The organism is Gluconacetobacter johannae (assembly GCF_014174305.1).
GTDB lineage: Bacteria > Pseudomonadota > Alphaproteobacteria > Acetobacterales > Acetobacteraceae > Gluconacetobacter > Gluconacetobacter johannae.
The window spans coordinates 1-26,544 of record NZ_JABEQH010000023.1 but is presented as its reverse complement, the minus strand read 5'-3'; the positions used below and the strand labels follow the sequence as shown (position 1 = coordinate 26,544).

At 66.9% G+C, this 26,544-nt stretch carries 21 protein-coding genes; 4 read left to right on the top strand and 17 right to left on the bottom strand.

The features are described from left to right. Positions 1-26: 26 nt before the first annotated feature. The 3 genes from HLH21_RS14845 to HLH21_RS14835 all read right to left on the bottom strand — a co-directional run bounded on the left by HLH21_RS14845 (position 27) and on the right by HLH21_RS14835 (position 3,743). Positions 27-1,460, bottom strand: a complete 1,434-nt coding sequence (locus tag HLH21_RS14845) for an MFS transporter (protein ID WP_182944537.1) — start codon at positions 1,458-1,460, stop codon at positions 27-29. A 63-nt stretch (positions 1,461-1,523) separates the two neighbouring features. Further along, on the bottom strand, positions 1,524-2,525 hold the full coding sequence (denD, locus tag HLH21_RS14840) for a D-erythronate dehydrogenase (RefSeq protein WP_182944536.1): 1,002 nt from the start codon (positions 2,523-2,525) through the stop codon (positions 1,524-1,526). Between the two features lie 285 nt (positions 2,526-2,810). Beyond that, on the bottom strand, positions 2,811-3,743 hold the full coding sequence (locus HLH21_RS14835) for a LysR family transcriptional regulator (protein WP_182944535.1): 933 nt from the start codon (positions 3,741-3,743) through the stop codon (positions 2,811-2,813). A gap of 382 nt (positions 3,744-4,125) precedes the next feature. Here HLH21_RS14835 and HLH21_RS14830 point away from each other — a divergent pair, with 382 nt between their 5' ends. Then, on the top strand, positions 4,126-5,475 hold the full coding sequence (locus HLH21_RS14830) for an MFS transporter (RefSeq protein WP_220789843.1): 1,350 nt from the start codon (positions 4,126-4,128) through the stop codon (positions 5,473-5,475). A gap of 26 nt (positions 5,476-5,501) precedes the next feature. Here HLH21_RS14830 and HLH21_RS14825 read toward each other — a convergent pair whose 3' ends face one another. Next, entirely contained in the window at positions 5,502-5,744 is a 243-nt protein-coding gene (locus HLH21_RS14825) for a DUF1272 domain-containing protein (RefSeq protein WP_264811670.1), read from the bottom strand. Between the two features lie 104 nt (positions 5,745-5,848). Between HLH21_RS14825 and HLH21_RS14820 the strand changes: the two genes are divergently transcribed. After that, complete coding sequence (locus HLH21_RS14820) at positions 5,849-6,325, top strand: GNAT family N-acetyltransferase (protein ID WP_182944532.1); 477 nt, start codon at positions 5,849-5,851, stop codon at positions 6,323-6,325. Between the two features lie 108 nt (positions 6,326-6,433). Here HLH21_RS14820 and otnI read toward each other — a convergent pair whose 3' ends face one another. The 6 genes from otnI to HLH21_RS14790 form a co-directional block, all read right to left on the bottom strand. Further along, positions 6,434-7,231 carry a 2-oxo-tetronate isomerase gene (gene otnI / locus HLH21_RS14815; RefSeq protein ID WP_182944531.1) on the bottom strand — a complete coding sequence of 266 codons (798 nt, stop codon included), beginning with the start codon at positions 7,229-7,231 and terminating at the stop codon, positions 6,434-6,436. Between the two features lie 36 nt (positions 7,232-7,267). Next, positions 7,268-7,909 carry a 3-oxo-tetronate 4-phosphate decarboxylase gene (otnC, locus tag HLH21_RS14810; protein ID WP_182944530.1) on the bottom strand — a complete coding sequence of 214 codons (642 nt, stop codon included), beginning with the start codon at positions 7,907-7,909 and terminating at the stop codon, positions 7,268-7,270. After that, positions 7,906-9,219 carry a 3-oxo-tetronate kinase gene (gene otnK / locus HLH21_RS14805; protein WP_182944529.1) on the bottom strand — a complete coding sequence of 438 codons (1,314 nt, stop codon included), beginning with the start codon at positions 9,217-9,219 and terminating at the stop codon, positions 7,906-7,908. The genes otnC and otnK overlap by 4 nt, the downstream gene beginning before the upstream one ends. Beyond that, complete coding sequence (gene ltnD, locus HLH21_RS17245; protein ID WP_264811668.1) at positions 9,216-10,169, bottom strand: L-threonate dehydrogenase; 954 nt, start codon at positions 10,167-10,169, stop codon at positions 9,216-9,218. The genes otnK and ltnD overlap by 4 nt, the downstream gene beginning before the upstream one ends. A 19-nt stretch (positions 10,170-10,188) precedes the next feature. After that, positions 10,189-11,547 carry an MFS transporter gene (locus HLH21_RS14795; RefSeq protein ID WP_220789842.1) on the bottom strand — a complete coding sequence of 453 codons (1,359 nt, stop codon included), beginning with the start codon at positions 11,545-11,547 and terminating at the stop codon, positions 10,189-10,191. A 129-nt stretch (positions 11,548-11,676) separates the two neighbouring features. Beyond that, complete coding sequence (locus HLH21_RS14790; protein ID WP_182944527.1) at positions 11,677-12,621, bottom strand: 3-hydroxyacyl-CoA dehydrogenase; 945 nt, start codon at positions 12,619-12,621, stop codon at positions 11,677-11,679. A gap of 221 nt (positions 12,622-12,842) precedes the next feature. On the opposite strand from HLH21_RS14790, the gene HLH21_RS14785 reads away from it, so the two are divergent. After that, positions 12,843-13,493, top strand: coding sequence for a GntR family transcriptional regulator (locus tag HLH21_RS14785; RefSeq protein WP_220789841.1), 651 nt, complete (start codon positions 12,843-12,845; stop codon positions 13,491-13,493). A gap of 13 nt (positions 13,494-13,506) precedes the next feature. Here HLH21_RS14785 and HLH21_RS14780 read toward each other — a convergent pair whose 3' ends face one another. The 6 genes from HLH21_RS14780 to HLH21_RS14755 all read right to left on the bottom strand — a co-directional run bounded on the left by HLH21_RS14780 (position 13,507) and on the right by HLH21_RS14755 (position 21,689). Then, the gene (locus HLH21_RS14780) at positions 13,507-14,844 is read right to left on the bottom strand and encodes an FAD/NAD(P)-binding protein (RefSeq protein ID WP_182944525.1); all 1,338 of its coding nucleotides are present in this window, start codon (positions 14,842-14,844) and stop codon (positions 13,507-13,509) included. Between the two features lie 12 nt (positions 14,845-14,856). After that, the gene (locus HLH21_RS14775; protein WP_182944524.1) at positions 14,857-16,071 is read right to left on the bottom strand and encodes a polysaccharide pyruvyl transferase family protein; all 1,215 of its coding nucleotides are present in this window, start codon (positions 16,069-16,071) and stop codon (positions 14,857-14,859) included. Beyond that, positions 16,068-18,182, bottom strand: a complete 2,115-nt coding sequence (locus HLH21_RS14770) for a glycosyltransferase (RefSeq protein WP_182944523.1) — start codon at positions 18,180-18,182, stop codon at positions 16,068-16,070. Before HLH21_RS14770 ends, HLH21_RS14775 begins: the two co-directional genes overlap by 4 nt. Positions 18,183-18,317: 135 nt before the next feature. Next, positions 18,318-18,470: a DUF3309 family protein gene (locus HLH21_RS14765; RefSeq protein ID WP_182944522.1), complete on the bottom strand. Its 153-nt coding sequence runs from the start codon at positions 18,468-18,470 to the stop codon at positions 18,318-18,320. Between the two features lie 203 nt (positions 18,471-18,673). Then, on the bottom strand, positions 18,674-20,065 hold the full coding sequence (locus tag HLH21_RS14760; RefSeq protein ID WP_182944521.1) for an NAD-dependent succinate-semialdehyde dehydrogenase: 1,392 nt from the start codon (positions 20,063-20,065) through the stop codon (positions 18,674-18,676). Positions 20,066-20,288: 223 nt separating this feature from the next. Beyond that, the gene (locus tag HLH21_RS14755) at positions 20,289-21,689 is read right to left on the bottom strand and encodes an MFS transporter (protein ID WP_182944520.1); all 1,401 of its coding nucleotides are present in this window, start codon (positions 21,687-21,689) and stop codon (positions 20,289-20,291) included. Between the two features lie 757 nt (positions 21,690-22,446). Here HLH21_RS14755 and HLH21_RS14750 point away from each other — a divergent pair. Next, a complete protein-coding gene (locus tag HLH21_RS14750; protein ID WP_182944519.1) occupies positions 22,447-25,062 on the top strand; it encodes an EAL domain-containing protein in 2,616 nt (871 codons plus the stop codon). Between the two features lie 11 nt (positions 25,063-25,073). Here the strand turns inward: HLH21_RS14750 and HLH21_RS14745 are convergent, their stop codons facing one another. After that, positions 25,074-26,216, bottom strand: coding sequence for a nucleoside hydrolase (locus HLH21_RS14745; RefSeq protein ID WP_182944518.1), 1,143 nt, complete (start codon positions 26,214-26,216; stop codon positions 25,074-25,076). Between the last annotated feature and the right edge of the window lie 328 nt (positions 26,217-26,544).

Genomic DNA, 26,544 nt, shown 5'->3' with positions numbered 1-26,544 from the left:
TGCAGGAAAGACGATTTCGGAAGAAGTCAGGGTGTTGCGATGCGCGGGCCGACGGGCAGGGGCCGGGCGTCGGCCGGGGCATCGTCGGCGGGGGCGAGATCGGCGGCCGCGATCACCCGGCGCCCCCGGGCGGGCAGAAGCATCGCCAGCCCGATCCCCAGCAGCGCCGCGATGCTGAGCGCATGCAGGCCGGCGGTGGGGGAGAGGAAGATGCGGTCGGCCGCCGCCCGCAGGTTGGGGGCGACGAACCCGCCGAGATTGCCCAGCGAATTGATGACCGCGATCGAGCCCGCGGCCGCCGTGCCGCCGAAGCGGTCGGTCGGAAAGGTCCAGAAGATGGCCTGGGCCGAGATGATGCCGGCGGCGGCGATGCACAGCATCACGATGGCGGCCTGCGGCGGCGCATGGGCCGACACCAGGATACCGCCCGAGATGAACAGCAAGGTGACGATGAAGAAGGCGCGCGGCCGGTTGACGCGCGAGGCCAGGGGCGGCCAGAACGCGGTGAAGAACACGGCGCACAGCCACGGCAGGGCGGACACCAGGCTGACCTTCAGCCCGATCGCCACGCCCAGAAGCTGGCTGACCTGGTCGGGCAGGTAGAACGCGACGCCGTAGCTGCCGATCTGCATCAGGAAATAGATGGTGGTGAACAGCAGCAGCCACGGATCGCGCAGCGCATGCAGGAAGCTCGAGGCGCCCTCGGCCTCCTTCTGCCGGGTCTCGCGGGCCAGCACCGTGGACAGGGCCAGCTTTTCCTCGTCGTCGAGCCATGCGACATCGGCCGGCCGGTCGGGCAGCACGAACAGCGTGACCACGCCCACCGCCGAGGCCATCAGCCCTTCGATCAGGAACATCCATTGCCAGCCGGCCAGGCCGCCGATCCGGTCCATCCCCAGCAGAAGGCCCGACAGCGGCGTGCCCAGCACCAGCGCCAGCGCATAGCCGAAATAGAAACGGCCGATGACGCGCCCGCGCTCTTCGGGCGGGAACCAGTAGGTCAGATACAGGATCACGCCCGGAAAGAACCCGGCCTCGGCGATGCCCAGCACGAAGCGCAGCGCGACGAACGAGGTGCCGCCCTGGACGAACATGGTACAGGCGGCGACCAGCCCCCAGGTGACCATGATGCGCGCCATCCAGCGCCGCGCGCCGACGCGGTGGAGGATCAGGTTGCTGGGGACCTCGCACAGCGCATAGCCGATGAAGAAGATGCCGGCCCCCAGCGCGAACGCGGCGGGCGACAGGCCGATGGCGCCGGCCAGCGCCTGTTTGGCCATGCCGACATTGGCGCGGTCCAGGAACGCCAGCATGTACATCAGGATCAGGAAGGGGACGAGGCGGACGCGCGCCTTGCGGATGGCGTTCTGCAACGGCGTCGGGGTCGGCGCGGCGGGCCGCGACGCGACGCCGGGCGCCCGGCCGGCCCCGAGGCCGGCCCGCGAAAGGGTGATGCTCATGTCGGACTGTCTCCGGCCCCTTGGGGGCAAGACGGGTTGACCCCGTTCTGTGGTCGGAAAGCGTCAGGAGGCGCGGCGCAGGCCCGGCTGTTCGCCGCCCAGTTCGTCGTCGATATGGGCCTGGATGATGTCCTCGAACGCGGCCTCGGCCACGAAGCCCAGCGCCCGCGCGCGTGCCGGGTCGAAAGCCCGCGCCCAGCCGGTGACGATGCGCTGGATCAGCGGATCGGGTTCGCGGCGGATCAGCGCCACCGCCCGTGGGCCGGCGATTTTACGCAAGGCTTCGATCTGTTCGCCGACGGTGACCGACAGGCCGGGCATCGTCAGGTTCGGGCGGCCGCCCAGCGTGGCGGGGTCCAGCGTCGCCGCATGCAGGAAGAAGGACACGGCCGAACGCGGGCTGGTCATCCAGTGGCGCACGTCCTCGCCCACCGGCAGGATCGCCTCCTGCCCCACCAGCGGTTCGCGAATGATGTTCGAGAAGAAGCCGGACGCCGCCAGGTTGGGCTTGCCCGGCCGCACGCAGATCGTCGGCAGGCGCAGGCCGATCCCGTCCAGCAGGCCCCGGCGGGTGTAGTCCGCCAGCAGCAGTTCGCACATCGCCTTCTGCGTGCCGTAGCTGGTCTGCGGGGTCAGAAGATAATCGTCGCCGATCACATCGGGCATGTCGCCGCCGAACACCGCGTTCGTGGACGCGAAGATCACCCGTGGCCGCGCGCCGTCCGCCGCGTTCAGCCGCAGCGCGTCGAACAGCGCGCGCGTGCCGTCCAGGTTGATGCGGTATCCCTTTTCCAGATTGGCCTCGGCATCGCCCGAGACGATGGCCGCCAGATGGAAGACCAGGTCGGGCCGCAATGCCGCCATGCGCGCGGCCTCGCCGGGCTGGCCCAGGTCGGCGATGCGGCAGTCGGTCCTGTCCTCCAGCCCCGGCGGGGCGGCGGGCAGGACGACGTCGGCCAGGGTCAGGCGGGTAATGGCTTGCGACCCGACGACGGGCGCCCGGCCGAGGGCTTCGGCCAGCTTGCGCCCGATCATGCCGGCCGCGCCAAGAATCAGCACATGCATAGGATGCTTCCCCTGCCTGTCGTGCGACTGAAATCGGCCGTCGCATCCGCAGGCTTTGTTGTTGCTGTTGGGGGCATCCTTTCGCGGAGCGCGGGTGATTACAAATCGAGTTTTGGGAAGGCCCGATTACGAAATCCGATCACGCGAACCCGCGCGCGCAATCGGGCGTTGCCCGAACCCACCAGGGCCTGAGGCCCTGGACCCCGATCAGGGATGAAACGACTGGGTTTCCAAAGGGCGATGCCCTTTGGCGGGTTTCAGGGCAGCGCCCTGAGGCGTGACGCTTCAGCCACCCGTCCCGTCCCCGGCCGCACCGGCGCGCAGCAGGGCCATCATCCGGGTCAGTGCGTTGCCGGCCGGGCGATTCCGCAAGGTCACCATCGCATAGGGGCGCAGGATGCGCGGCAGTTGCACCGGCAGTTCGGCGATGATGCCACGGCGGACGAAGAAGGCGCTGACCCTGTGCGGCAGTACCGCGATCAGCGACGTTTCCGCCAGCATGCAGATGGTGGCGGTCACCGACGCGGATTCGACCGGATGCGGCGGAAAGGACAGGCGCTCGACGGTGAATGCCGCGTCGATCGCCCGCCGCATCGGGCTGGTGCCCGGTTGCAGCAGCCAGCGTTCGCCGACAAGGTCGCGCAGGGCCAGATCGCCGCGCGCCAGCAGCGGATGGTCCGGACCCACGACGATCCGCAGGTCCTCGTCCTCCAGTGTTTCGACGTTCAAATCCTCGTTTTCGACAAGGCTGATCGGACGTCCGACCATCAGGTCGATCCGGCCGTTCTGCAACTCCACCAGCAGAACGTCGCTGTTGTCCGTCGTCAGGGAAATGGACACCCGCGGGTTTTCGCCGATGATGCGGCCGACCGCCGGGGCGACCAGATCGGGCATGGCCGCGACGACCGTGCCGATGCGGACCACGCCCGAGATGCCGGTCCGCAATTCGTCAATGTCCTGCTGAAGCCGTCCGATGTCGCTGAGCATCAGGCGGGCGTGACGCGCCACCAGCGAGCCGAAGGGCGTCGGCACCATCCCCTTGGGCCGGCGCTCGAACAGCGGCACGCCCAGCGTATGCTCGATTTCCTGCAACAGTTTCGTCGCCGTCGGCTGCGACATGTTCAGAAGGTCCGACGTGCGGTGCAGGTTGCAGCTTTCCTCCAGGCTGAGGACAAGCGTCAGGTGACGGAATTTCAGCCGCGTCAGAAGATGCCGCATCTGTCTTCCGTACCTAGCGGGTAGTAACCCATATTGTGAAACATAACGACACGGCATAGAGAATCGTAGTAGCTTGTCTCAAGGTATCGCCATCCCCGACCGGGGTCCAGGGCCTCAGGCCCTGGTGGGTTCGGGCAACGCCCGACCTTTCCTGCCAAAAGCCTCGTCGCTTTCATCGACTGGCATGAATCAAACGCTCTCAATGCATCTGTTCCGTTGACGAGGCGTTGCGATCCGGGATGTGACATCATCCGCACCGTAACGCATACGGGCGGCGTCAGATCCCCGATAAGCCGGCGACACGTCCGGCAGGCAAGGAAGAACGGTCATGAAAAACCGCCCGCCTCCCGCACATGCGCGGGATACTCACGATATTGTCACGGTGAGGACGCCCCGCCTCGCCCGGACCGGACGCCTCGCGCTGGTTCTGCTGGTGGCCGGGGGCGCGTTGAATTACGTGGACCGCGCCACCCTGGCCGTCGCCAATCCGCTGATCCGTCACGACCTGGGCGTTTCGGTCGCGGGGATGGGGGCGTTGCTGTCGGCCTTCCTGTGGGCCTATGCGCTGGCGCAGTTGCCCGCCGGCCTGCTGGTGGACCGGCTGGGGCCGCGACGGGTGCTGTCGGCGGGGCTTGCGATCTGGTCGCTGGCGCAATGCCTGGGCGGGCTGGTGACCGGTTTCGGGGCGATGTTCGCCACGCGGCTATTGCTGGGGGCGGGGGAATCGCCGCAATCCCCCGCCAGCGCGCGGGTGGTGCGGGACTGGTTCGCCGTTCCGGCGCGCGGCACGGCGACGGGGATCTGGAATTCGGCCTCGACACTGGGCTCGGCGATTTCGGTGCCGCTGCTGACGGTGCTGATGCTGTCGTTCGGCTGGCGCTGGATGTTCGGGATCATGGGCGTGGTGGGGCTGGTCTTCGCCGGACTGTTCTGGCTGCTGCATCGCGATCCGGCGGATATCGCCCTGACGGAAGGCGAACGCGCGTATCTGCGCGACGACGTGAACGCGGTCGGGCGCGGCCCGGTCAGCCTGCGCGAATGGCGCCGGCTGTTCGCGTTCCGGACGACATGGGGCATGATGGCCGGGTTCTTCGGCTGCATCTATGTGCTGTGGATCTACAATGCATGGCTGCCGGGCTATCTGGAGATGGACCGGCACATGAGCATCGCGCGCACCGGATGGATCGCGGCCATTCCCTTCCTGTTCGGCATCGCGGGCAGCCTGTGCGGCGGCCGTCTGGTCGATATGCTGGTCCGGCACGGCGTCTCGCCGGTCGGCAGCCGGAAATATCCGATGATCGTGGCCTTGCTGGGCACCGCCGGGGCCACCATCCTGGCGGCGGAGGTCGCCAGCAACGCGGTCGCCGTCGGCTGCATCAGCGTGGCGATGTTCCTGCTGTACGTCTGCACTGCGACGGCGTGGGCGATGGCGCCCGTGGCGGCGCCCGGCCGGTGCACGGCGTCGATCGGGGCGATGCAGAATTGCGGCGGCTATATCGGGGGCGCCTTCGCCCCGGTCGTGACCGGCCTGCTGGGGCAGGCCACCGGATCGTTCCGGACGGCGCTGTGGGCCGGGGCCGGCGTCGCGATCCTGGCCGCGCTGGCCTATGGATTGCTGATCGGCGATCCGATCGACGAAGCCGCGCTGGCGCGTGAAACGCCAACCCGCGCCCGGACGGGGGACGACAAGGCGGCGTGGAACCCTGGCGTGCCTGCGCGTGAATCGTCGTAGGCCGCGCGTCGCGGGCAGGGATGGACTTACCCGAATGACGGCGCGCATCCTTCGGGTTTCAGGACACGCGTCGTCGATGCGGGTGATTTTTCGAGGAAGTGATCGGCTCGAGTCGGCCTTGCTACGAGGTTTCCCCCGCAATTGGGACACCGTCCCCCTAACCTGTTCTCCGCGCAGCTTACGCAGAAGGTGCATTCAAAAGAGCAGATCAGTGCGCCCATGTCTGACGGCGGCAAGTCCCTGTCGCAACATTCGCAGTTCGGCCGCATCTCAAGCATCTCGTTCCCTTCCGCCGTTTGCCGAGACTGACATTGACAGCTATCCGGATGTCCGTAAACGCTGGCGCGTGTCCGCCGGATGATATGGGAACGCCATGCTGGAAAAGGGACAAAAAGAGGTTTCGCTACGCCCGGCGCTGGTTCAGGAAGCGGAAAGCCTGACGGGGTTGTGTCTCCGTTCCAAAGCCGTTTGGGGATATGACGCGGCATTCCTGGATGCGTGCCGGAGCGAACTCGAAATTTCTCCGGACGATATTCTGTCCTCGCTGGTCTATGTGGCGGAAAATGACGGATCTGTCGTCGGCGTTGCGCGATTGACGGTTGATGGAGAAACGGCGGAACTCGAAAAACTTTTTGTTGATCCCGCTTTTCTGAATCTGGGCGTCGGGCGTGGCCTGTTCGCGTGGGCGGTCGCCGCCGCGCGTACGCACGGCGCACGGACCATGCACATCGAATCCGATCCCGGTGCGGCGGCGTTCTATCGGCGCATGGGGGCACAGGATGCCGGCAAGGTCGCATCAGGGTCGATCCCCGGACGATTTATTCCATGCCTGAAGGTCGATTTGCGGTAAGGAATGATGCAAACGGCATGCCTCGGGACGCGGTCCTGAAACCCGCCAAGGCAGTCTTTTGAATCCGGTCATGGATCGGTGAGTTCGGGCAACGCCCGATGCGTCGTGCTACGGCGAGGGGGCGCTGCGTCCGCGCCAGGGTTCGATCCAGCCCAGCCCCGCGCGCATCGTCCCACGGGGGCGGTATTCGCATCCGACCCAGCCGGCGTAGCCAAGCGTATCCAGCAGGCGGAACAGGTACGGGTAGGCCAGTTCCCCGTCGTCGGGTTCGTGCCGGTCGGGCACGCCGGCCGCCTGGACATGGCCGATCACCGGCATCAGCGCGCGCAGGCGGGTGGCGACGTCGCCCTGCATGATCTGGGCATGATAGAGGTCGAACTGGACCCGGACATTGTCCGCGCCCACGGCGGCGCAGACCGCCGCAGCGTCTTCCTGGCGGGTCAGGAAATATCCAGGCATGTCGCGGGTGTTGATCGCTTCCAGCACGATCGTCACGCCGGCGTCGCGCGCCTGGCGGGCGGCGTGGGCAATGTTGTCCACATAGACGTCGTGATGCCGGGCGCGTGCGTCCCCATCGGGGCACAGGCCGGCCATCACATGCAGGCGGCGGTTGCCCAGGACGGCCGCATAGGCCAGCGCGGTCTCGATACTGCGGCGGAACTCGTCCTGCCGCCCCGGCAGGGCGGCCAGGCCGCGTTCGCCCGCCGCCCAGTCCCCCGGCGGGGCATTGAACAGCGCCATCGCCAGATCGTTGTCGCGCAGGCGGGCCTGGATCTCGGACGCGGGATGCGCGTAGGGAAACAGGAACTCGACACCGCGAAACCCGTCCGCGGCCGCGGCGGCGAAACGGTCCAGGAAGTCGCATTCGACGTAATTCATCGTCAGGTTGGCGGCGAAGGCGGGCATGGCGCGGGATATCCTTGCTGTCGGCGCACGAAACAATCAGGGCCAGGTCACGCCGAAGGCTTGGCACAGATCGGCAAGCTGCTCCGGCCCCAGCGGGGCGGGGCGGGGAAGGGTCATCAGCCACAGGCGCGCCGTTTCCTCCAGCTCCTCCAGCGCGTCCGCCGCCTGGGTGACGCTGGCCCCCCACAGGACCGGGCCCAGGCGTTCCAGCATCACGCCCCGGACATGGCGCGCGAGCGCGCCCACCTGCTCGGCCACCGCCGGCGCCCCCGGCCGGTCGTAGGCGATCAGCGGAATCCGCCCGACCTTCATCACCTGATAGGGGGTGATCGGCGGCAGGATGGCATCGGGCGCATGCACGCCCGCCAGCGTCAGCGCCACCAGATGGGTGGAATGGGTGTGGACCACGCCATGGCAGTCGGGGCGGTTGTCATAGATCCGCCGGTGCAGCGCCAGCGTCTTGGACGGGCGGTCGCCGGATATCCAGTCGCCATTGGACGAGATCCGCGCGATGGCGGCGGGGTCGAGCCGCCCCAGGCAGGCGTCGGTCGGCGTGACCAGCCAGCCGTCCTCGAGGCGGACGCTGATATTGCCCGAACTGCCCACCGTATAGCCACGCCGGTGCAGGTTCCACCCGATCAGGCAGATCTCCTCGCGCCGCATGCCCTCCACGCTCATGATCCCACCCTCATCGCGTCCGCCGCGTCCGATCCTGCCAGCGCCGCCACGGCCTCGGCAAAGAAATCCGGCCCGCCGAAATTGCCCGATTTCAGCGCGAAGCCCATCCGGTCCGGCCCCAGGCTGACGGTGGCCGGCACCCCCGGCGCGATCGGCGCCCCGATCCGCAGCATCTCCACCCCCAGCGCCAGGACCACGGCGCCCGAGGTCTCGCCGCCCGCCACCACGAAATGCCGCACGCCCTGTTCGCGCAACCCTTGGGCCAGGTCGCCCATCGTGTGCTCGATCATCGCGCCGGCGGCCTGCACCCCCAGGCGGCGCTGCACCACCGCGACCTCATCGGCCGGGCCGGTGGCATAGATCAGCGGCGTGCCGATGCTGCGCCGGGCGAAAGCCAGTGCGCGGGCCACCACCGGCTCGCCCGCCGCCAGCAGCATGGGGTCGATCCGGAAGGCCGGTCGGCCGTCCTGTAGCCACTGCGCGACCTGCCGGTTGGTCATGTCGGACGCGCTGCCGGCCAGCACCGCGCAGCGGCCGGCGATGCGGGGCAGCACGGTCGCGTCCTGCGCCGGCAGCAGGCCCTGCCGGCGGAAATTGGCGGGCAGGCCCATCGCCATGCCCGACCCGCCGGTCACCAGCGGATGGTCGGCGCAGGCCTCGCCCAGCACCAGCAGGTCCCGCTCGTCCAGCGCGTCGGCGATGGCCATGCCGGCGCCCTCGGCCCGCAACTGCGCGAGGCGCGCACGCACGGCCTCGGCCCCCCGCGCCACCACCTGATGCGCGACCAGCCCCACCGTTGCCTCGGTCTGCGCCTGCAACACCCGCACCAGGCTGGGGTCGCGCATCGGCGTCAGGGGGTGGTTTCGCATCCCGCTCTCGCTCAGCAGCACGTCCCCCACGAACAGATAGCCCTTGTAGACCGTGCGCTGATTGGCGGGAAAGGCCGGGCAGGCGATGGCCAGCGATGTCCCCGTGGCCGCCATCAGGGCCTGGGTCACCGGGCCGATGTTGCCCGCCGGCGTCGAATCGAAGGTCGAGCAGTATTTGAAGAAGATCTGCCGGCATCCCCTGGCGCGCAGCCACGCCAGGGCGGCCAGCGATTGGTCGACGGCCTCGTGCGCCGGAACGGTCCGGGTCTTGAGCGCGACGACGATCGCATCGGCCGCGATGTCGTCCAGCTTCGCATCGTCCTGCACCCCGATGGTCTGCACCGTACGCATCCCGCCCGCCACCAGCGTGCTGGCCAGGTCGGTCGCGCCGGTGAAATCGTCGGCGATGCAGCCCAGCAGGGGCCGGTGGGCCTGCGTCATGACGCCGCTCCCCCTGCGTTGCCGTTCCCGGCCGGGCGGTCCGCGCCCGGCAGGGCAATGCCCGGAAAGATCTTGATGACGGCGGAATCGTCCTCGCGCCCCAGCCCGGCGGCGGCGGCCTGAAGGAACATCTGGTGCGCGGCCGAGGCCAGCGGCAGCGGAAAGCGCGCGGCGCGGGCGGTGTCCAGCACCAGGCCCAGGTCCTTGACGAAGATATCGACCGCCGACAGCGGCGTATAATCCCCGGCCAGCACATGGGCCATGCGGTTCTCGAACATCCAGGAATTGCCGGCGCTGTGGGTGATGATGTCGTACACCGTCTTCGGGTCGGCCCCTTCGCGCAGGCCCAGCGCCATGGCCTCGGCGGCGGCGGCGATATGCACCCCGGCCAGCAACTGGTTGATGATCTTGATCCGCGTGCCCAGCCCCACCCGGTCGCCCACGCGATAGACCCGGCCGGCGATCGCCGGCAGCACGTCCCGCGCCCGGTCGTAGGCCTCGGGCGGGCCGGAGGTCATCAGTGTCATCTCGCCCGTCGCGGCCTTCGCCGCCCCGCCCGACATCGGCGCGTCCAGCAGCCACACGCCCCCGGCGCGCAGCCGGGTTTCCAGCGCCTCGATCGCGGCGGGGGCGACGGTCGCGCAGGCGATGACCAGCCCGCCCGGCCGCATCGCGGCGAACGCGCCGTCGGGGCCGAACAGCACGGCGTCGGTCTGGTCCGCGTTCACCACCAGCACGATGACGATGTCGCACGCCTCGGCCACGCCGGCGGGGGTGGCGCTGGCCGTACCCCCCTGCGCGGCGAAAGCCGCCAGCACCTCGGGCCGGATGTCGCAGGCATGCACGGCGTATCCGGCCCGCAGCAGCGATTGCGCGACGCCCAGCCCCATGGCGCCCAGGCCGATGACCCCGATGGAGGGTTTCATGATGTGCTGTCCTTCCTGTTTCACGACCGGTGAAGGTGGCGGCCTACATCGCGGCCTTGCTGCGATCCGTCATCAGGCTCAGCGCCACCGCCGCGACGACCCCGCCGAAGACCAGGTACCCCGCCACCGCGTAGCCGCTGCCCGACCAGGCCAGCAGAACCGCCGCAACCAGCGGCGCCGGGCCGCCCGCGACCAGCGAGGACATCTGGTAGCCCAGCCCCGCGCCCGAATATCGGATATTCACTGGAAACTGCTCGGAAATCAGCGACGCCTGCGCCCCGTACTGCAACGCATGCGGCAGCAGCGACAGCGCGATGGCGATGAAGATCAGCATGGTATTGCCGGAATTCAGGATCCGGAAATACGGAAAGGCCATCAGCACCAGTACGGCGCAGCCGATATAATACATCCTTCGCCGGCCGATGCGATCGGCGGCCACGGCGCAGACCGGCAGCAGGATCATGTCGATCACCGCCGCGACCAGCGTCGCCGACAGCACGAAGGTGCGGGTGACATGGGCGGTGGTGGTGGCATAATCGAAGATGAAGGCGGTGAAGATATAAAACGGCATCTGTTCGGACATACGCAGGAACGCGATCATGATGATTTCGCGCCAGTACCCGCGCAGCACCGTGCCCACCGGGCTGGCCTCGATCCGCTTCTCCCGCAGGGCCTGGGCGAACGACGGCGTCTCGCGGATCGACAGCCGCACCAGCAGGCCGACGATGACCAGTATCCCGGACAGCAGGAACGGAATGCGCCACCCGCCCACCAGGAAATCGGGGCCGGTCAGCAGGCTGGCGCCCATCACCGCCGACGTGGACAGGATCAGCCCGATCGAGGTGCCGACCTGCGGCCATGCCCCGGCGGCCCCCCGCCGGTCCTGCTCGCCCCATTCCAGCGACATCAGCGCCGCCCCGCCCCATTCCCCGCCGACGCCGAAGCCCTGGACGACCCGCAGCGTCACCAGCAGCGCCGGCGCCCACAGGCCGATCCGGTCGTAGGACGGAAGGATGCCGATCAGGAAGGTGGCCAGGCCGCTGAGGGTCAGGGTGACGATCAGGGTGGTCTTGCGGCCCACCCGGTCGCCGAAATGCCCGAAGACCGCCGCCCCGATCGGGCGGATGAGGAATGCGACGCCGAACGAGGCGAAGGACAGCATCAGCGACACCAGCCGGTTGTGGCTGGGAAAGAACAGATGCGGGAACACCAGGGCCGCCGTAGCGCCGTAGATGTAATATTCATACCATTCGATGGTGGTGCCGATCAGGCTGCCGACCGATGCCCGGCGCCGTTGCCGCCGGGCATCGGGCGCCTGCGCCATGCGCTGCACCTCCGCGCCGGCATCGGAAAGGGGTGGGGCGCCGATGCCGGCGCCGCGTGACATCGTCAGATCGTTCATGTCCAGAGTCCTTCGACACGTTCTTGTACCGCGGAAGGCGGCTTGTTTTTGTCTGTCGTCGGCGCAGGCAGTCTATCGAACGGGGGCCAGGGCTTCAGGCCCTGGTGGGCTCGGGCGAAGCCCGACTCATCACTCCTGATCCTGCACAATCTCCCTCTTGGCGCGCACCAGCCGGGCCAGGCACCGGTCGCGCCACGCCTTGCGCGCGTCCAGCTCCGCGGCCGGCGTCCTGCCGCGCCGCGCCGCCTCGACGCGGGCGACCAGCGCCTCGCCCCAGGGGCGCGGATCGGCCTGTTCGCGCGCCAGATCGTAGTACATCGGGCCCAGCTTGCGGCAGTAATCGGCGATCCCGCCCTGGGCGTTCAGGTCGATGGTCTCGAACGGGCCCATGAAGAACCAGCGCAGCCCCAGCCCGTCCGACATCGCGGCATCCACGTCGTCGGGCGAGCAGATTCCGTCCTCGACCAGGCGAAAACCCTCGGCCAGCACGGCGCTTTGCAGGCGGTTGACCACGAAGCCGGGGATTTCGCGGCTGAGCTGGATGGGGACCTGGCCCACCGCCCGCATCAGGGCGTGGGTGCGCGCCACGACCGATGGATCGGTCCAGGGGGCGGGAATGATCTCGACCAGCGGGATCAGGTGTGGCGGGTTGATCGGATGCGCGACGACGCAGCGCGACCGGCCCGCGATCCCGGCCGTGAAGGCGGACGCCGGCAGCCCCGAGGTGGAGCTGGCGATCACCGCGTCGGGCCGCGCCGCCACGGCCAGGTCGCGATAGAGTTCCTGCTTCACCGCCAGGCGTTCGGGCGCGCTTTCCTGGATATAGTCGGCATCCCGCACCGCCTCGGCCAGTGACGGGGCGGCGTGCAGGCGCGCCAGCACGTCCTCGACACGCTCGGCATGCAGCAGGTCCTGCCGGGCCAGCGTCTCCGCGGCATCGCGCGCCACGTCCAGCGCGGTCCGCACGGCGGCGGGGGAGGGATCGTACAGCGTGACGTCGAAGCCTGCCCGGCCGAACACCAGGGCCCACGAGCCCCCGACCAGGCCACAGCCGACAAGTGCGATGTGCTTCATGTGGTGCTTCCCCGAATCCGACGACCCGATAACGGCGCAACCATTCTTCTTGTTTTCTTTTTGTGTTCGCAGATCCGATCCGATCGGATATACGATATGGGGACGTTGCTGAGTTCACGGGGGCATGTCAAGAAATGTTTGCGAGACCGCCGCGACCCGATCCGTTTCCCCTGTCCGCCCCGCCAGAGGGACAGGATGCCGCGGCCCTGCCGGCCGGCCCTTTGCCCCGGCCCGTCCGCCTGGCCGGCGAGGTCTACGAGATCCTGCTGAAACGGCTGATGGCCCTGGACATCGAGCCGGGGGAACGCATCGGCGTCGATGCCCTGGTCCGCGAACTGGAGGTATCGCAGACGCCGATCCGCGAGGCGCTGGGCCGGCTGGAAACCCAGGGCCTGGTCGTCAAGGTGCATCTGTCGGGATACCGGGCGGCCCCGCAACTGACGCGCAAGCAGTTCAGCGACCTGGCGGAACTGCGCCTGCTGATCGAACCCGCCGCCGCCGCCAAGGCCGCCGTGCTGATGTCCGACGACGAACGCGACGCCATCGCCGCCATCGCCGACAGCATGGGCCAGCGCTTCAGCACGGACACGCAGGTGGCCTATAACCGTTTCGCCGAGGAAGACACCCGCTTCCACGCGGCCATCGCGAAGGCCAGCCAGAACGAACTGTACCATGACATCCTGGTGCGGCAGGCCGTCCATGTGCGCCTGTTCCGCCTGCGGCTGTCCGCGCGGGTCACGACGGACGCGCTGGTGGAACATGCCCGCATCATCGAGGCCTTCCACGCCCGCGACCCCGACGCCGTCGCGGCGGCGATGCGTACGCATCTGGAAAACGCCTATGCCCGCTTCGTGGGGATCTATGATTCGTGATGGGCCGGCGGTTTCAAGGCAGTGCGAGACGTCGCGCCAGGGTCGCGGCCAGATCGGCCGCCTGCTGGCGAATTTCGGGAATGGCGATGGATTCGAACAGCACCCCCAGCCGGGCCGGGCCGAGCGTGAACAGCCGGTCGGACGCACGCCCCTGTCCATCCACCAGCGCGCCGTCGCGATCGCAGATCAGCCCGCCCCCCAGCCGCCCGGGCATGATGACCCGCCGCGCCAGCATGGAGCGCAGCAGGGGGGAATCGACCCGGCAATAATCCATGTCGGGGCCGGTGCAGTTCACGACATGGGCCGCGCGAACGGACACCGGACCTTGCGCGCTCCGTAAGGCCACGACGGCCGCGCCGTCTTCCATCGTGACGGCGTCCAGATGTCCTTTCCAAATCACCACGGTTCCCGCCGCGCGTTCGGCGTCGATCGCGGCGGCGATCGCCGGTGCGATGCGGTGCCGCATGATATCCCAGCGGCGCTGAAGATGGCGGCGGAAGCGGCGCTGCTCGGTTTCGGGCAGCGCCCGCCACAGATCGTTGGTCCGGTGGCGCAGCCCGTCGACGATGGCGCGCCAGGGCACATGCCGGCGCAGCGCCGCGCGAAAGGCGCGAAGATAGGCCCGCGCGGTCGGCGGCACGTCATCGGGGAACGGGGACGTCCCGTCCGCCTCGTAGGGGGCGTGCCGGCTGGGCAGCAGGCCGTGGCGGGATACCGCCGTGATCGGGCCACGGTGGTCGCCGTCGCGCAGGCGCAGCACCACATCCACGGCGGTCAGGCCGGTGCCGATCAGGGCCACCGGATCGCCCTGCCCGATCGCGCCGTACACCGCGTCGTCCCAGGCCGTGTGATGATAGACGCCGGCCGCGCGTACCGCATCGTCGATGGCGGCCAGCGGAGCAGGATCGAAATTCCCGGTCGCGAGCACGGTGACGTCGGCCCTGACCGGGCGCCCGTCCGCCAGGGTCAGACGCCCGCCCTGGCCCTCGGGCTGATAGTCGACGACCTGCCCGCGCAGATGGGTCGGTCCGGCTTCGGCATACAGCGCACGCAGATAATGCCCGAAGATCGCGCGGGGCGTGAAGCCGTCCGCCGGGGCCAGCGGATCGACATGGGCGCGCAGCCAGGCCAGGAAATGGTGCGGGTCGTCCGCCATGGCGCCCATGCCGTCATTGCGGACATTGAGCAGATGACGCGGGCACCGGGTGGCGTAGGCAAGCCCCGGACCCGGTTCGTCCGCCGGGTCGATCAGCGTCACCGCGGGGCAATTGGCCTGCCGGGCCAGGTTGCAGGCCAGAAGCACGCCACTGGCGCCGCCGCCGACGATTGCAACATGTGGCGGACGCTCCACGGCCACCCCGGACTAGCGCAGAATACTGTTGCGTATCGTCCTCAATGAACGACCGATTCCAGGAACTTCGAGCAGCGTATAGTAGTGCTCTTTCAGGCGATTGAATTTTGATTTTTTCATTTCGTCGAATTCGAGGGACATTTCCTCCAGATGTTCGATCGCGCGAAGCAGGCGGTCTTTCTCCTGGGCGGCATCGCGCAGTTGCGCGCGCATTTGCCCTCGCAGTTCCTCGCCGGCACGAACCAGCATGTCGTTCTGGCGCAACACGCCACCAAGCTTTTCCCGCTCCGCCTGCCGGTCCAGGCTCAATCGGCGAATTGTGTCGCGCAGAAGCCGCGTCCGGGCCTGCTCGCCCTGTTCCTCAGGCCGGATCTCCCGCTCGCGGTCCCGGAAGGAGGCCTGCGGAAAGCGGCATATCGAATAGTCAAAAACCGCGCGGTTCTTGAAGTAGGAGTTTCCTTCCATTTCCACTGTCCGCCCCAGCAGGCAGGCTAGGATGGTCATATGCAGCCGGTCGGTCCTGACGCTGGCGAACTGGGTCAGGAGCCCCGCGACGGAACGGAGAGGCGGAAGGCAGTGTTCCAATGAGTCCCATTGAATATCGTTGAACAAAAGGGGAAGATCGACGGAGTCTCGCGGTCGGGTCCTGCGTGTGGATTCTTCGTCGGCGCGCAGGATGTTCAGGCAGGGATACTGGCCCACCCTGTCCAGGTCGGCGAAATGCGTGTCCCTGGTATAGAAGGCCATGTCGTGGGATAGAAAGATACGCTCCGGCGGAACCCCCTGCTCCAGCAGCAGATCGACGCTCCGCCGCTCACGGCAGAAGATGGTCACCTGATCGGAAAACGGGACAAATTCCGACCCAAACCCCGAAAAACTGGAAGGCAGAAACAGGATCTCTCCGCCTTTTCGCAGATGTTGCAGAACGGCTTCGGCATAGGTTTCCCACAATCCCCTGACCCAGCCGCCCCCGCCGCCGAACACGATGTGGCTATGCCCTTCAAAGACATCGCCCTGTCGTCCCCGCACGATGGAGGGCGTCCAGCCAAGGTCGTCGAACAGGTCGAATGTGCCCACGGCGATCAGGGCATCGCCCAGATTGCCATAGCCGGGGTAGAAGGCGGCGTTTTTTGCCGCAAACGCCTCGATGCTTCCGACGAGAGCCCCGTTGTCGCGGATTTCGCTCCGGATGGCGTTTTTGATGTCCCGATAATCATGAGACGTCATGTCGTCAGGTCTCCTTCCTGTGCATTCCCGGCCAGCATGGCGTAGAATGCGCCAACATTTTGTCTGTATCTTTCGACGCCATGCTGCGCCTTCATCCGGTCATGCAGGCGGCCTGTCTTTTTCAGGATCTCGGCCGATGTCGATGCGAGAAAGCAGCGGATTTTTTCGATATACCGCAAGACAAGCTCGCGATCGTCGGTGGTCTTCCGAACGACGAAGGCGCTGTCGTCGTCGATCAGTTCCGACACGCCGCCGACATCCACCGAAATGATCGGAATACGCATGTCCGCCGCTTCAAGAAGAACATTGGGAAGCCCGTCGAAAAGAGAGGTGTATAAAAAGGCGTCGTTTTCTTCAAACGGTATGCTGTCCAGTCCGTTGAACGAGCCTCTATAGGCCAGGTTCGGGTGCCCATCGAAGCAGGCCGGGTCGAAGTGATTGAGGATCGAATCCCCATAGACATGAATTTCAACCGTTTCCCCGAGGGCCGCGAGTTCGGTTGCAATGGCGCACAGCAACGAGGGACGCTTCTGCAGATCGAGACGCGAGGCCCAGACCAGGCGTTTTTTTCCGGCCCCGTAATTTGACGAAGGCCTGGTGATCCCGCTGTGGGTATAAAGAAGAAACGTCCGGTCTTTGTACGACGGGATGCGGCAATCCAGTTCCTTCAGGTTCGCCTCATGATCGGAGATCACGCAGGTGACGACATTGGAATGATCGGACAGGAAGCGGTAATCCCATCCATCTTCATAAAGCGTACCGTTGAACATGTAGTAGGAGGAACAAAAGTAAAAATACATTATGGCGTGACGGGTCAGGCCGTACGAAAATTTTTGCATGAACGCATTTGAAAAAGGACATGCTTTCATGAACAGATTGGCGTTGGGCGCGACATTTTCAACGACGCGCAATGCCAGTTCGGGTATTTTGTCCGCCTGCTCCGTGCCCAGGAGAGCGTGCAGGTCGATGATGTCGATACCGTCCGGAACGTCAAGGCGAGGCTTGCCGGCATCCAGATGCTCGCCGAGGAGTATGAGGCAGGATCGCCCATAGTCGCGCATGGCCGTCTGGACGAAATGCATGATGTATTTTTCGCCCCCGCCCTTGGAAAGGAAGGGCATGAAAAATACGTCTGTATAATCCGTTCCCTTTAAATGTCGGAAAATATTCCAAAATGCCTTTCCGAACGCTTCCGATTGTCCGACGTTCGTAAAGAACGTCGCCTCACGCAGGGAGCGCGGCTGGACCTCGGGTTCGATTTTGTTGGCTTGGGAAATAAGATTTTGAATATAGGATGACTCTCGACAGTCGTCGCCGAAATCCAGATGCATCTGGGATATGACCTGCGCGCTATCTTCTTTTTCGATGAGCCTTGCGAAAATGTCCGGAGCGAAAAAATCGGAATTGTTCGCGATATATCTGTCGGGCGCTCCCAGTGACGCCATGATGCTTCTGTCGTGCTGGCGATAGAACACGACGACGTCGCGGGCAATCAGCAGGTCGAACCCGTCCGCGACCAGCCGCAGGTTGAGGTCGTAGTCTTCGTAGGCATAAAGCCGGTGCGACGAACAATCGCGATATCTGATCCGCTTCAGGTCCGCGCGGCGCGCCATCAGGCGGGAGACGTAAGTGTGGCTTCCGGCCAGGCGCCGGACTCCCGTCTTTTTCAGGGGGTAAAGGCGGCAGACATAGTTTTGTCCCCCGAAAGCCTGATAATATTCGGGAAAGACGGCGGCCTTTTCGGGCGACGCATGAAGGGCCATGTACATGGTATGGAGATAGTTATACGACAGCAGGTCGTCCGCGTCGGCGGTGGCTATATAATGGCCACGGGCCAGGTCGATGCCACGGTTGCGCGACAGCCCCAGCGAACGCAGGGCGACAGTCTCGACCACGACGCGGCCGAAGGTCGAAAAATCGTAATCACGCACGATGGATGCGGTCCTCTCGTCCGGAGCGTCGAGGACAATGACAAGTTCACATTCGATATTGAACAGACGGGCGTGGTCGACGGTCTCTTCGATCGAACGGATGGCCGGATAGAACAGGTCCTGTTCCTTATGGACGTTCAGAATGATCGAGATATCTACGCCGCGCACGGACTTCTCCATTCCTGTCTGGTCGTCAAAATGGATTTGCCTGGCCTGCCCGGCGAAAGCCTGGGCACGGCCGGCGCCGCCGGCCGGTCATGTCCGCGGGCGTTCTGATGGATGGACGACGCAGCAACCACCGCCTGTATCAGGGCCCTAAAGGCGTCCCATAAGGACCAGGATCAGCACGATCACCAGGATCAGGCCCAGCCCGCCGGAGGGGTAATAGCCCCATCCCGAGCTGTACGGCCATGACGGCAGCGCCCCGATCAGCAGCAGCACGATGACGATCAGCAGGATGGTGCTCATGATGGCGTCCCTTGTTCTGGCCCGGCACATTCGGCCCCCGGAGGCCATCAACGAACGGGCGCGCCGCGGGTTCGTTGCGTATTGTCACAACGTGGCGGGCGGGCCGTCGGATCACCGGCCCGGAACAGGGTTGCCAGAGTGTAGGGTGCCAGAGCGTGGGGCCTCGCGTTCAGGTCCAGGACCCGAACGCGAGGCGATGCGCCTTAGAACGGCGCGTCGATATCGACGACGTCGATCAGCTTGTGGTTGACGAACTCCTTGATGCCCAGGCCGATCAGCTCACGCCCGAAGCCCGAACGCGCGATGCCGCCGAACGGCAGGTCGGCCTTGACCATGGTGGGATGGTTGACGAACACCATGCCGGTGTCGATGCGCTTCGCCACCTCGACCCCGCGCCGGGTGTCGGCGGTGAAGACCGAGCCGCCGAGGCCGTACGGGGTATCGTTGGCGATGCGGATCGCGTCCTCCTCGTCCTTCGCGCGGAAGATCATCGAGACCGGGCCGAAGAATTCCCAGTAGCGGGCGGGGTTGTCCCCGGCCAGGCCGGTCAGGATCGTCGGCTGCAGGAACGCGCCGGTTTCCGGGACGCGGGGGCCGACCTCGGTCGCGGTCGCGCCATGGGCGACCGCCTTGGCGATATTCCCGCGCAGTTCCTCGACGGCGCCGGCCGAGGACAGGGGGGCCAGCGTCGTCTCGGCCGCGAACGGATCGCCCGCGCGCAGCGCCGCGACACCGGCGGTATAGAGTTCGAGGAACCGGTCATAGACCGCATCCACCACGATCATCCGCTTGGACGACACGCAGACCTGCCCGCCGTTCCAGTGGCGTCCGAACACCGCCCATTTCACGGTCTTTTCCAGGTCGGCGTCCTCCAGGACGACGAAGGCGTCGGCGCCGCCCAGTTCCATCGTCGCCTTCTTCAGCGCCCGACCCGCCTGCGCCGCGACCACGGCGCCCGCGCCCTCGGACCCCGTCAGCGCCACGCCATGCACGCGCGGGTCGTTCAGGATCAGTTCGACCTGTCCGCGGGTGGCGTACAGGTTGCGGAACGCGCCGTCCGGCAGGCCGGCCCGCTTCATCAGCACGTCGAAGGCGGCGGCGCTCTGCGGCACGTTCGACGCATGCTTCAGCAGGACCGTGTTGCCCGCCGAAAGCTGCGGCGCGATGATCCGCGCGATCTGGTAATAGGGGAAATTCCACGGCTCGATCGCCAGCAGCACGCCCAGCGGCTGATGCACCAGCATCGCATCGCCCGAGCGCGGATCGGACACCGGCAGCTTTTCCGGCGCCAGCAGGGCTTCGGCATGTTCGGCGTAATAGTCGAAGATCTGGGCCGACAGCTCGACTTCGGCCTTCGCCTCGGCGAACAGCTTGCCCATTTCCAGTGTCAGCAGGCGGGCGAAAGGCTCGACCTCCTCACGCAGGATCGCGCTGGCCTTTCGCATGACGGCCGCCCGCTGGGAAAAGCCGGTCTCCCGCCAGGCGAGGAATGCGGCATGCGCGTCCGCCAGGGCCGTCTTCACCTCGTCATCCGTCGCCGAGGGGAAAGTCGCCAGGACCTCATTCGTATAAGGGTTTTTGGAGGTATAACCCATTGCAATTGCCTTTATGTCGTCAAAGTGGCACCGGACGGGACCGTCCGGGGGGGCGGAACCGGCCGGCTCCGCCGCGTGGCCCGCAGCGAGTGTTAGTGCATGGTCGTCCTCTTTTCCATGGATGGCGTGCGGGCGGCGGTTCCACGGAATGTCCTCTCATGGGCGCCGGATAATATGGCAAAAGGAAGGTCGGGCGCGCCCGAACCCGGCAAACACCCTGGCCCTACAGGATGTCGCGATGATCCTGCAGGTCGCGGTTGATCGGGTCCGGGATGAACCAGGTCGCGGCCACGGTGATCGCCGACAGCACGAAGACATAGGCGCCCAGCCACACCCAGGCCGGATGGCCCGGATGGGGCAGCCCGGCATGGTGCCGCGCCACCGTGCCGATAATCAGCGACCCCACCAGCGGCGCGATGCCGCCGGCGAACACGGCCGAGATCTCGCGCGTGGCCGCCACGCCGCCATAGCGGTGGCCCATGCCGAACATTTCCGGCAGCAGCGCCGCCTGGGCGCCGTACATGCCGTTGTTGCCGATGCCCCAGCCGATGCTCATGGCGATCACGCACGCGACGAAATTGCCCTGCCCCAGAATGTACCACACCGGGAAGGCCGACACGCCCTGGATGATCGCGGCCGCCCGATAGACCCGCACCCGGCCGAACCGGTCGGCCAGCGTGCCGCCCAGCATGATGCCCAGGCCGCCCACGATGGTGGCGCTCATCAGCACGGCGGTGGCGGTGCGCCCGTCGATGCCCACCGCGGTGACCAGATAGCTGACCGACAGGGCCTGATAGATCGACGCCCCGCCGTTTTCCGCCATCCGCAGCCCCATGCCGAAGAAGATGGTCCGGCCGGAATTGCGGAAGAACTGCCGCAGGGTCAGCTTCTCCAGCGCGTGGTGGCTCGCCATCTCGGTAAAGGCGGGCGATTCCTTGAGGTGCATCCGCATGTAGACCGCCACGACCAGGATCAGGACGCTCAGCAGGAACGGCACCCGCCACCCCCAGCCCTGCACGATGTCGGGATGGGTGGCGATGGCGAAATAATACACGCAGGCGGCGACGAACGATCCGCTCTGGATGCCCAGCAGCGGGATGGCGGCATAGAAGCCGCGCTGGCCGCGTGGCGCGAATTCGGTCATCATCACCGACGCGCCCGCCTGCTCCGCTCCGGCCCCCAGCCCCTGCATGATCCGCAGCAGCACCAGCAGCACCGGCGCCCACATGCCGATGGTGGCATAGGTCGGGATCAGCCCGATGCAGGCGCTGGCCACGCCCATCAGCGTCACCGTCAGCAGCAGGACGAACTTGCGCCCGTACCGGTCGCCCAGCGCGCCGAACAGCAGGCCGCCGAACGGCCGCACCGCGAATCCGACGAAATAGGTGCCGAAGCTGGCGATCAGCCCCACTGCCGCCCCGTGACGGGGAAAGAACAGCGGCCCCAGCACCAGCGCCGAGGCCAGGCTGTAGAGCGCGAAATCGTAATATTCCATCGCGCTGCCCAGCGCGCAGGTCCAGGCGGCGCGGCGCAGGTCGGTGATCGGGACATGATGGTCCGCAAGGGCGGGCGCGGCGCGGGCCGCGAGGGCGGACGGGGCCGTGTGTGCGGTTGTGCCGGTCATGGCCGTGCCTCCGGAGACACGGGGGATGCGGCGCCGATGGCGGGGGGCGGGGGGTGCTGCAACTGGACCTCTGCGGGGGTTTGCCCCTCGTCTTGATGTTGGAACGCCGGGGACCGGTCGTTCTGTCTGCAACATGGCGGGGGTGGCCTGGGTTCCCACCACCCTGCACGCGGGGCGCGCGACGGCCCGGACGCATGTGAAAAAGGACGGCGTTCCAAGGAACGCCGCCGAGGGAGGGCCCGGATATTATTGTTCAAAACAGGGAGGCATGAAATCAGTCGGCCGGCGCTGCAGGAAACGTCCCCGCCGTCGTGGCGTTCGCATCGCGATCATCACGAAAGTGAAAGATGGAATTCACCCGTCCCGCTGGACATTGCCGCTCGGCGCGATAATTTTTCATTATGTAATAATAAAGTAACAAATAGCCCGATGCACGCGTCGGGCGAAACAGTTCGTTCCATATTCGCGCTATGCGTGTGCATATTATGTAACAATTTGGGCGGGCGCGGACCCTGTCGGACAGGTATTGCGTTATATCAAGCTTGACAAATACTTGACGAATGGCTGCCATGTGCGGATTCCAGGTGAAATCCGCCATTGAAGATTGCGGAGGTAAAAAATATGTTATAGCGGTTGTTCACCTTCAAACAGTCGGATAGAATTTCAGATGGCTTCGGTGCTGTGCCCCATGCGGGGGACGCCCCTGGAAACGCAGCATGCTGCGATGCCTGGGCCGCATTCAGGGCAGGAGATGGCGATGTCCGGCAGACCGTCGTTCGATCGACCCTTGCCTGCGGCGTCGGTGCTGGACGCCATGGCCGGTGGTGTCATCGTGGTCGATGGCGCGGGAATGATCGTCTTCGTCAACGACGCGGCGGCGTGCCTGGGGGGCTGGCGGCACGCGGACTGGTCGGGCCGGGCCGTCCATACCCTGCTGCCGGGGGTGGACATGACCCCCGACCGCAAGGCGCGCAAGGTCCGTCTGGCGCGGCATGACGGCGACGATCTGTGGCTGGAGGTCATCGTGACCGAGGCCCAGGGGGCCGCCCGGGTGGTGAGCCTGCGCGACGTGACCGGCGACGTCGCGCAGCACGAACGCGCGCGGCGCCTGGCCGACATTGTCCGGCGCACCGATCGCGGGGTGATGATGCTGGACGGCATGGACCGCATCACCTACGTGAATCCGGCCTTTACCCGCATGCTGGGCTACGACCGGCATGAGGTGGCCGATCGCGACATCTCCATGATCCTGTCCGGGCGCGAGGACGACATGGCCACCCTGCGCGAATTCCGCGCCAATCTGCGGAGTCGCCGCGGGTTCGAGATCGACCTGCGTGCGGTGTCCCGGTCGGGGCGGGAAATCTGGCTGTGCACGTCGGTCACGCCGGTGCAGGAGGACGAGGCCGGCGGCGCGGACACGGGCGAGGCCATTGTCATCCTGGCCGACGAGACCCCGTTGATGGAGCTGCGCGCCCTGCGTCGCGACGTGATGGCGGCGCTGACCGGGGTCACCGGATTCACCGAAGTCATGGAGTTCATCTGCCAGCGGATCGAGGCGGTGGCGCCGGATGTCGCGGCGTCGATCATCCTGACCCATGACGACGGGACGGCCTGGATGGCCGGCCGGGCCGCGTTGCCCAAGGCGCTGGCCGATGCGGTCGAGGGCCTGCGTGTCGGGCCGATGATCGGGTCGTGCGGCGCCGCGATCCACGGCGGACAGGAGGTCCTGACCACGGATATCGACGCCGATCCCCACTGGACCCCCGCCCTGCGCGCCCTGGTGCGGCCGAAGGGGCTGGCGGCGTGCTGGGCGGTGCCGATCCGGCTGCGGGACGGGACGGTGGCCGGCAGCCTGGCGCTGTATTTCCAGGCGAAGCGCGAGCCTTCGCTGTGGCATCGGCGGGTGGTCGATGTCTGCCTGCAGCTCTGCTCCCTGGCCGTGGAGCAGGAACAGGCGCGCGCGCGAATCGCGCAGCTGGCGCATTACGACGCGGTGACCGGCCTGCCGAATCGCGCCTGGCTGCGCGAGCATCTGGGAACGCGGACGGTGCGGCCGGGCTGGTGCGGCCTGACCCTGATGTCGGTCGATATTGACCGTTTCCGCGCCATCGGCGACGCGCTGGGCCACACGGCGGCGGATGAGATGGTGATCGCCATGGCCCAGCGGCTGAAATCCGTCCTGGGTCCGGATGAACTGCTGATACGGGCCGGACAGGACGAGTTCACCATCGTCACCGGCTGCGGACTGACGCCGGGGCACCGGGATTGCTGCATCGACGGCGAGGGGTACCTGGCGGTCGATCGGGCCTCGGTGCTGGCCGGCGCCGTGCTGCGGGTGGTGGCCGACCCCTTCACCATCCGCGACATGCCGGTCACCTCCACCGTCAGCATCGGGATCTGCGCCGGCCGGGACAAGGGCCATACGGTGGACATGGTGCTGCGGCACCTCCAGATCGCGGTGTCGCAGGCGCGCGAGGCCGGGGGCAATTGCTATCGCTTCTTCTGTGCCGACATGAATCGCCAGGCGCAGGACCGCCTGATCCTGTCCTCGGCCCTGGGCGATGCCCTGGCGGCCGACCGCCTGACCCTGGCCTACCAGCCGCAGGTCGAACCCCGAACCGGGAAGCTGCACGGGGTGGAGGCCCTGGCCCGCTGGCATGATCCCGTTCGGGGCGACATCTCGCCCGCGCGCTTCATTCCGCTGGCCGAGGAGAGCGGCCTGATCGACGCGCTGGGCGAATGGGCGCTACGCACCGCGTGCCGCCAGATGGCGGCGTGGATGGATGCGGGCGTGGATATCCCGGTGGTGTCGGTCAACCTGTCGGCCCAGCATTTCCGCGATCCGGGCCTGCCCGACGTGATTGCGGGCATCCTGGCCGAAAACGGCGTTCCGCCCCATCGCCTGACGGTGGAAATAACCGAAAGCATGATGATCGAGGATCAGGCGCGGACGATGGCCGCCGCCCGGGCGATCCGCGCGCTGGGCGTCGGCCTGTCGATGGATGATTTCGGCACCGGCTTTTCCAACCTGGCGAACCTGGCCAGCCTGCCGTTGAGCGAGGTGAAGATCGACCGCAGCTTCCTGGTCGGGTTGAAACGGACGGGCGACGTCCATTCCGTCCTGACGGCGGTGGTCCGCATCGGCCGCAGCCTGGGGCTGACCGTGGTGGTCGAGGGGGTGGAAACCAAGCGGCAGCTCGACTTGCTGGACGACCTGGACTGCCCGGTGGTCCAGGGCTTCCTGATGTCCCGGCCGCTGCAGGCCGAGTTGGTGCCGTCCTGGCTGGAAACCTGGCAGCAGGCCCACCGCGCCCCGGCCATCCAGCCGCATGTTATCGACGGGGCCGCGGGCTGCATCCCGTTGGCTTCGTAAAGTCCTGGGCCTCAGCTCCGGCCGGTCGGGCCCCTGGCCTGGACGACGCCGCCGCGCAGGGCGTCGAAGACCAGGGCCTTGAACCGGGCGGTGTCGGCATCGGCGCACATCGTGACGTTGGGCGGCCGGCCGCTGGTGTCCAGTTCGTCCACCACCATCATGCCGCGCGTCAGGTCGCCCTGGGTTTCGATATCCGCCGCGCGGGGCAGCATCAATGTGCCGATGGTCGGATCGACGGCGACCGCCACCGTCAGCCCGTCGGGTTCGTTGGGGCCGGCCATCTTCTGGTGCTGCTTGCAGAAGGCGCGGCGCATGCGGCTGATACGCAGGAAAAAACGGCTGAGGTCGGTCTCCATGGCGGCGATGCGCGCGAAATCGCCGTCATCGAGCACCGAGGCCCGGACGCTGGCGTCGAATCCCACCGACGTCAGCCGCGCGCCCGACCGCAGGACGATCCGCGCGGCCTCGGGATCGACCCACAAATTGTAGGTTGCGGCAGGGGTGACATTGCCGTGGAAATCGTGGAAGCCGCCCATGAACACGACGTCGCGCACCAGACGGGGCAGTTCGGGGTCGCGCAGGAAGGCCATGGCGACATTGGTCAGGGCGCCCAGGGCAATGATGGTGATCTCGCCGGGATAGCGGCGGACCAGGCGGATCATGGCATCGACCCCGCCTTCGGTTTCGGGCTTCTGCACGGGCGGGGGGAAGTTGCTGTCGCTCATCCCGTCATGGCCGTGGATCCAGGTTGCGGTCCGGTGCGTCTCGCGCAGCAGGGGGCGGGCGGTGCCGGGATGGACGGGAAAGCGCCCGCCGGCGCCCGCGACCTGCAACGTATACAGGGCGTTGCGGACCTCCTGGTCGAATTCGACATTGCCGACGACGATGGTGATCGCCTCGATCGTCAGGCTGGGCGCATTCAGCGCCAGCAGCAGCGCCAGCGCGTCGTCGGTCGCGGTGTCGGTATCAATGATGACCCGCCGGGGCGCCGGCATGGAATGGGCCGGGCGCGGGGGGCGGATGCCAGCCGCAAGGCCGCCGCCCGCCGCCAGGGCCAGAAGGGATCGCCGGGGGAGAGGCATGGTGCGGTAGGGCCTTTGCTGCTGGTGCGGGTCGGGGGGCATTCCCGGTGCGGTGGCCTTTGCGTTTGGCATGGATGCGCGCCCATGGACAGGGTGGAGCATCCCGAGGGCTTTGGGCATGTCATAAAAACTTAATTCCGCCTCCCGCCTTGCCTGATTGAAGCTCGCGGGGGGCGACGCTATGGGTGGTGGAAGTTCGGACGGCATCGGGAATGGACATTATGCAACGGATGCCGCGGTCCTCAGGCCGGGACGAGGGTCCCGCCGGGCGATATGCAGCCAGGATGGACGGCGACGCGGTGTTTTCGGGCGTGGTGCGTCTGTCGGGCTGGCTGATCCTTGTTCTGATGGGCGGGCTGATCGGGGTTCTGGCCTGGGGCGGGGCGCAGGCGTGGGGGGC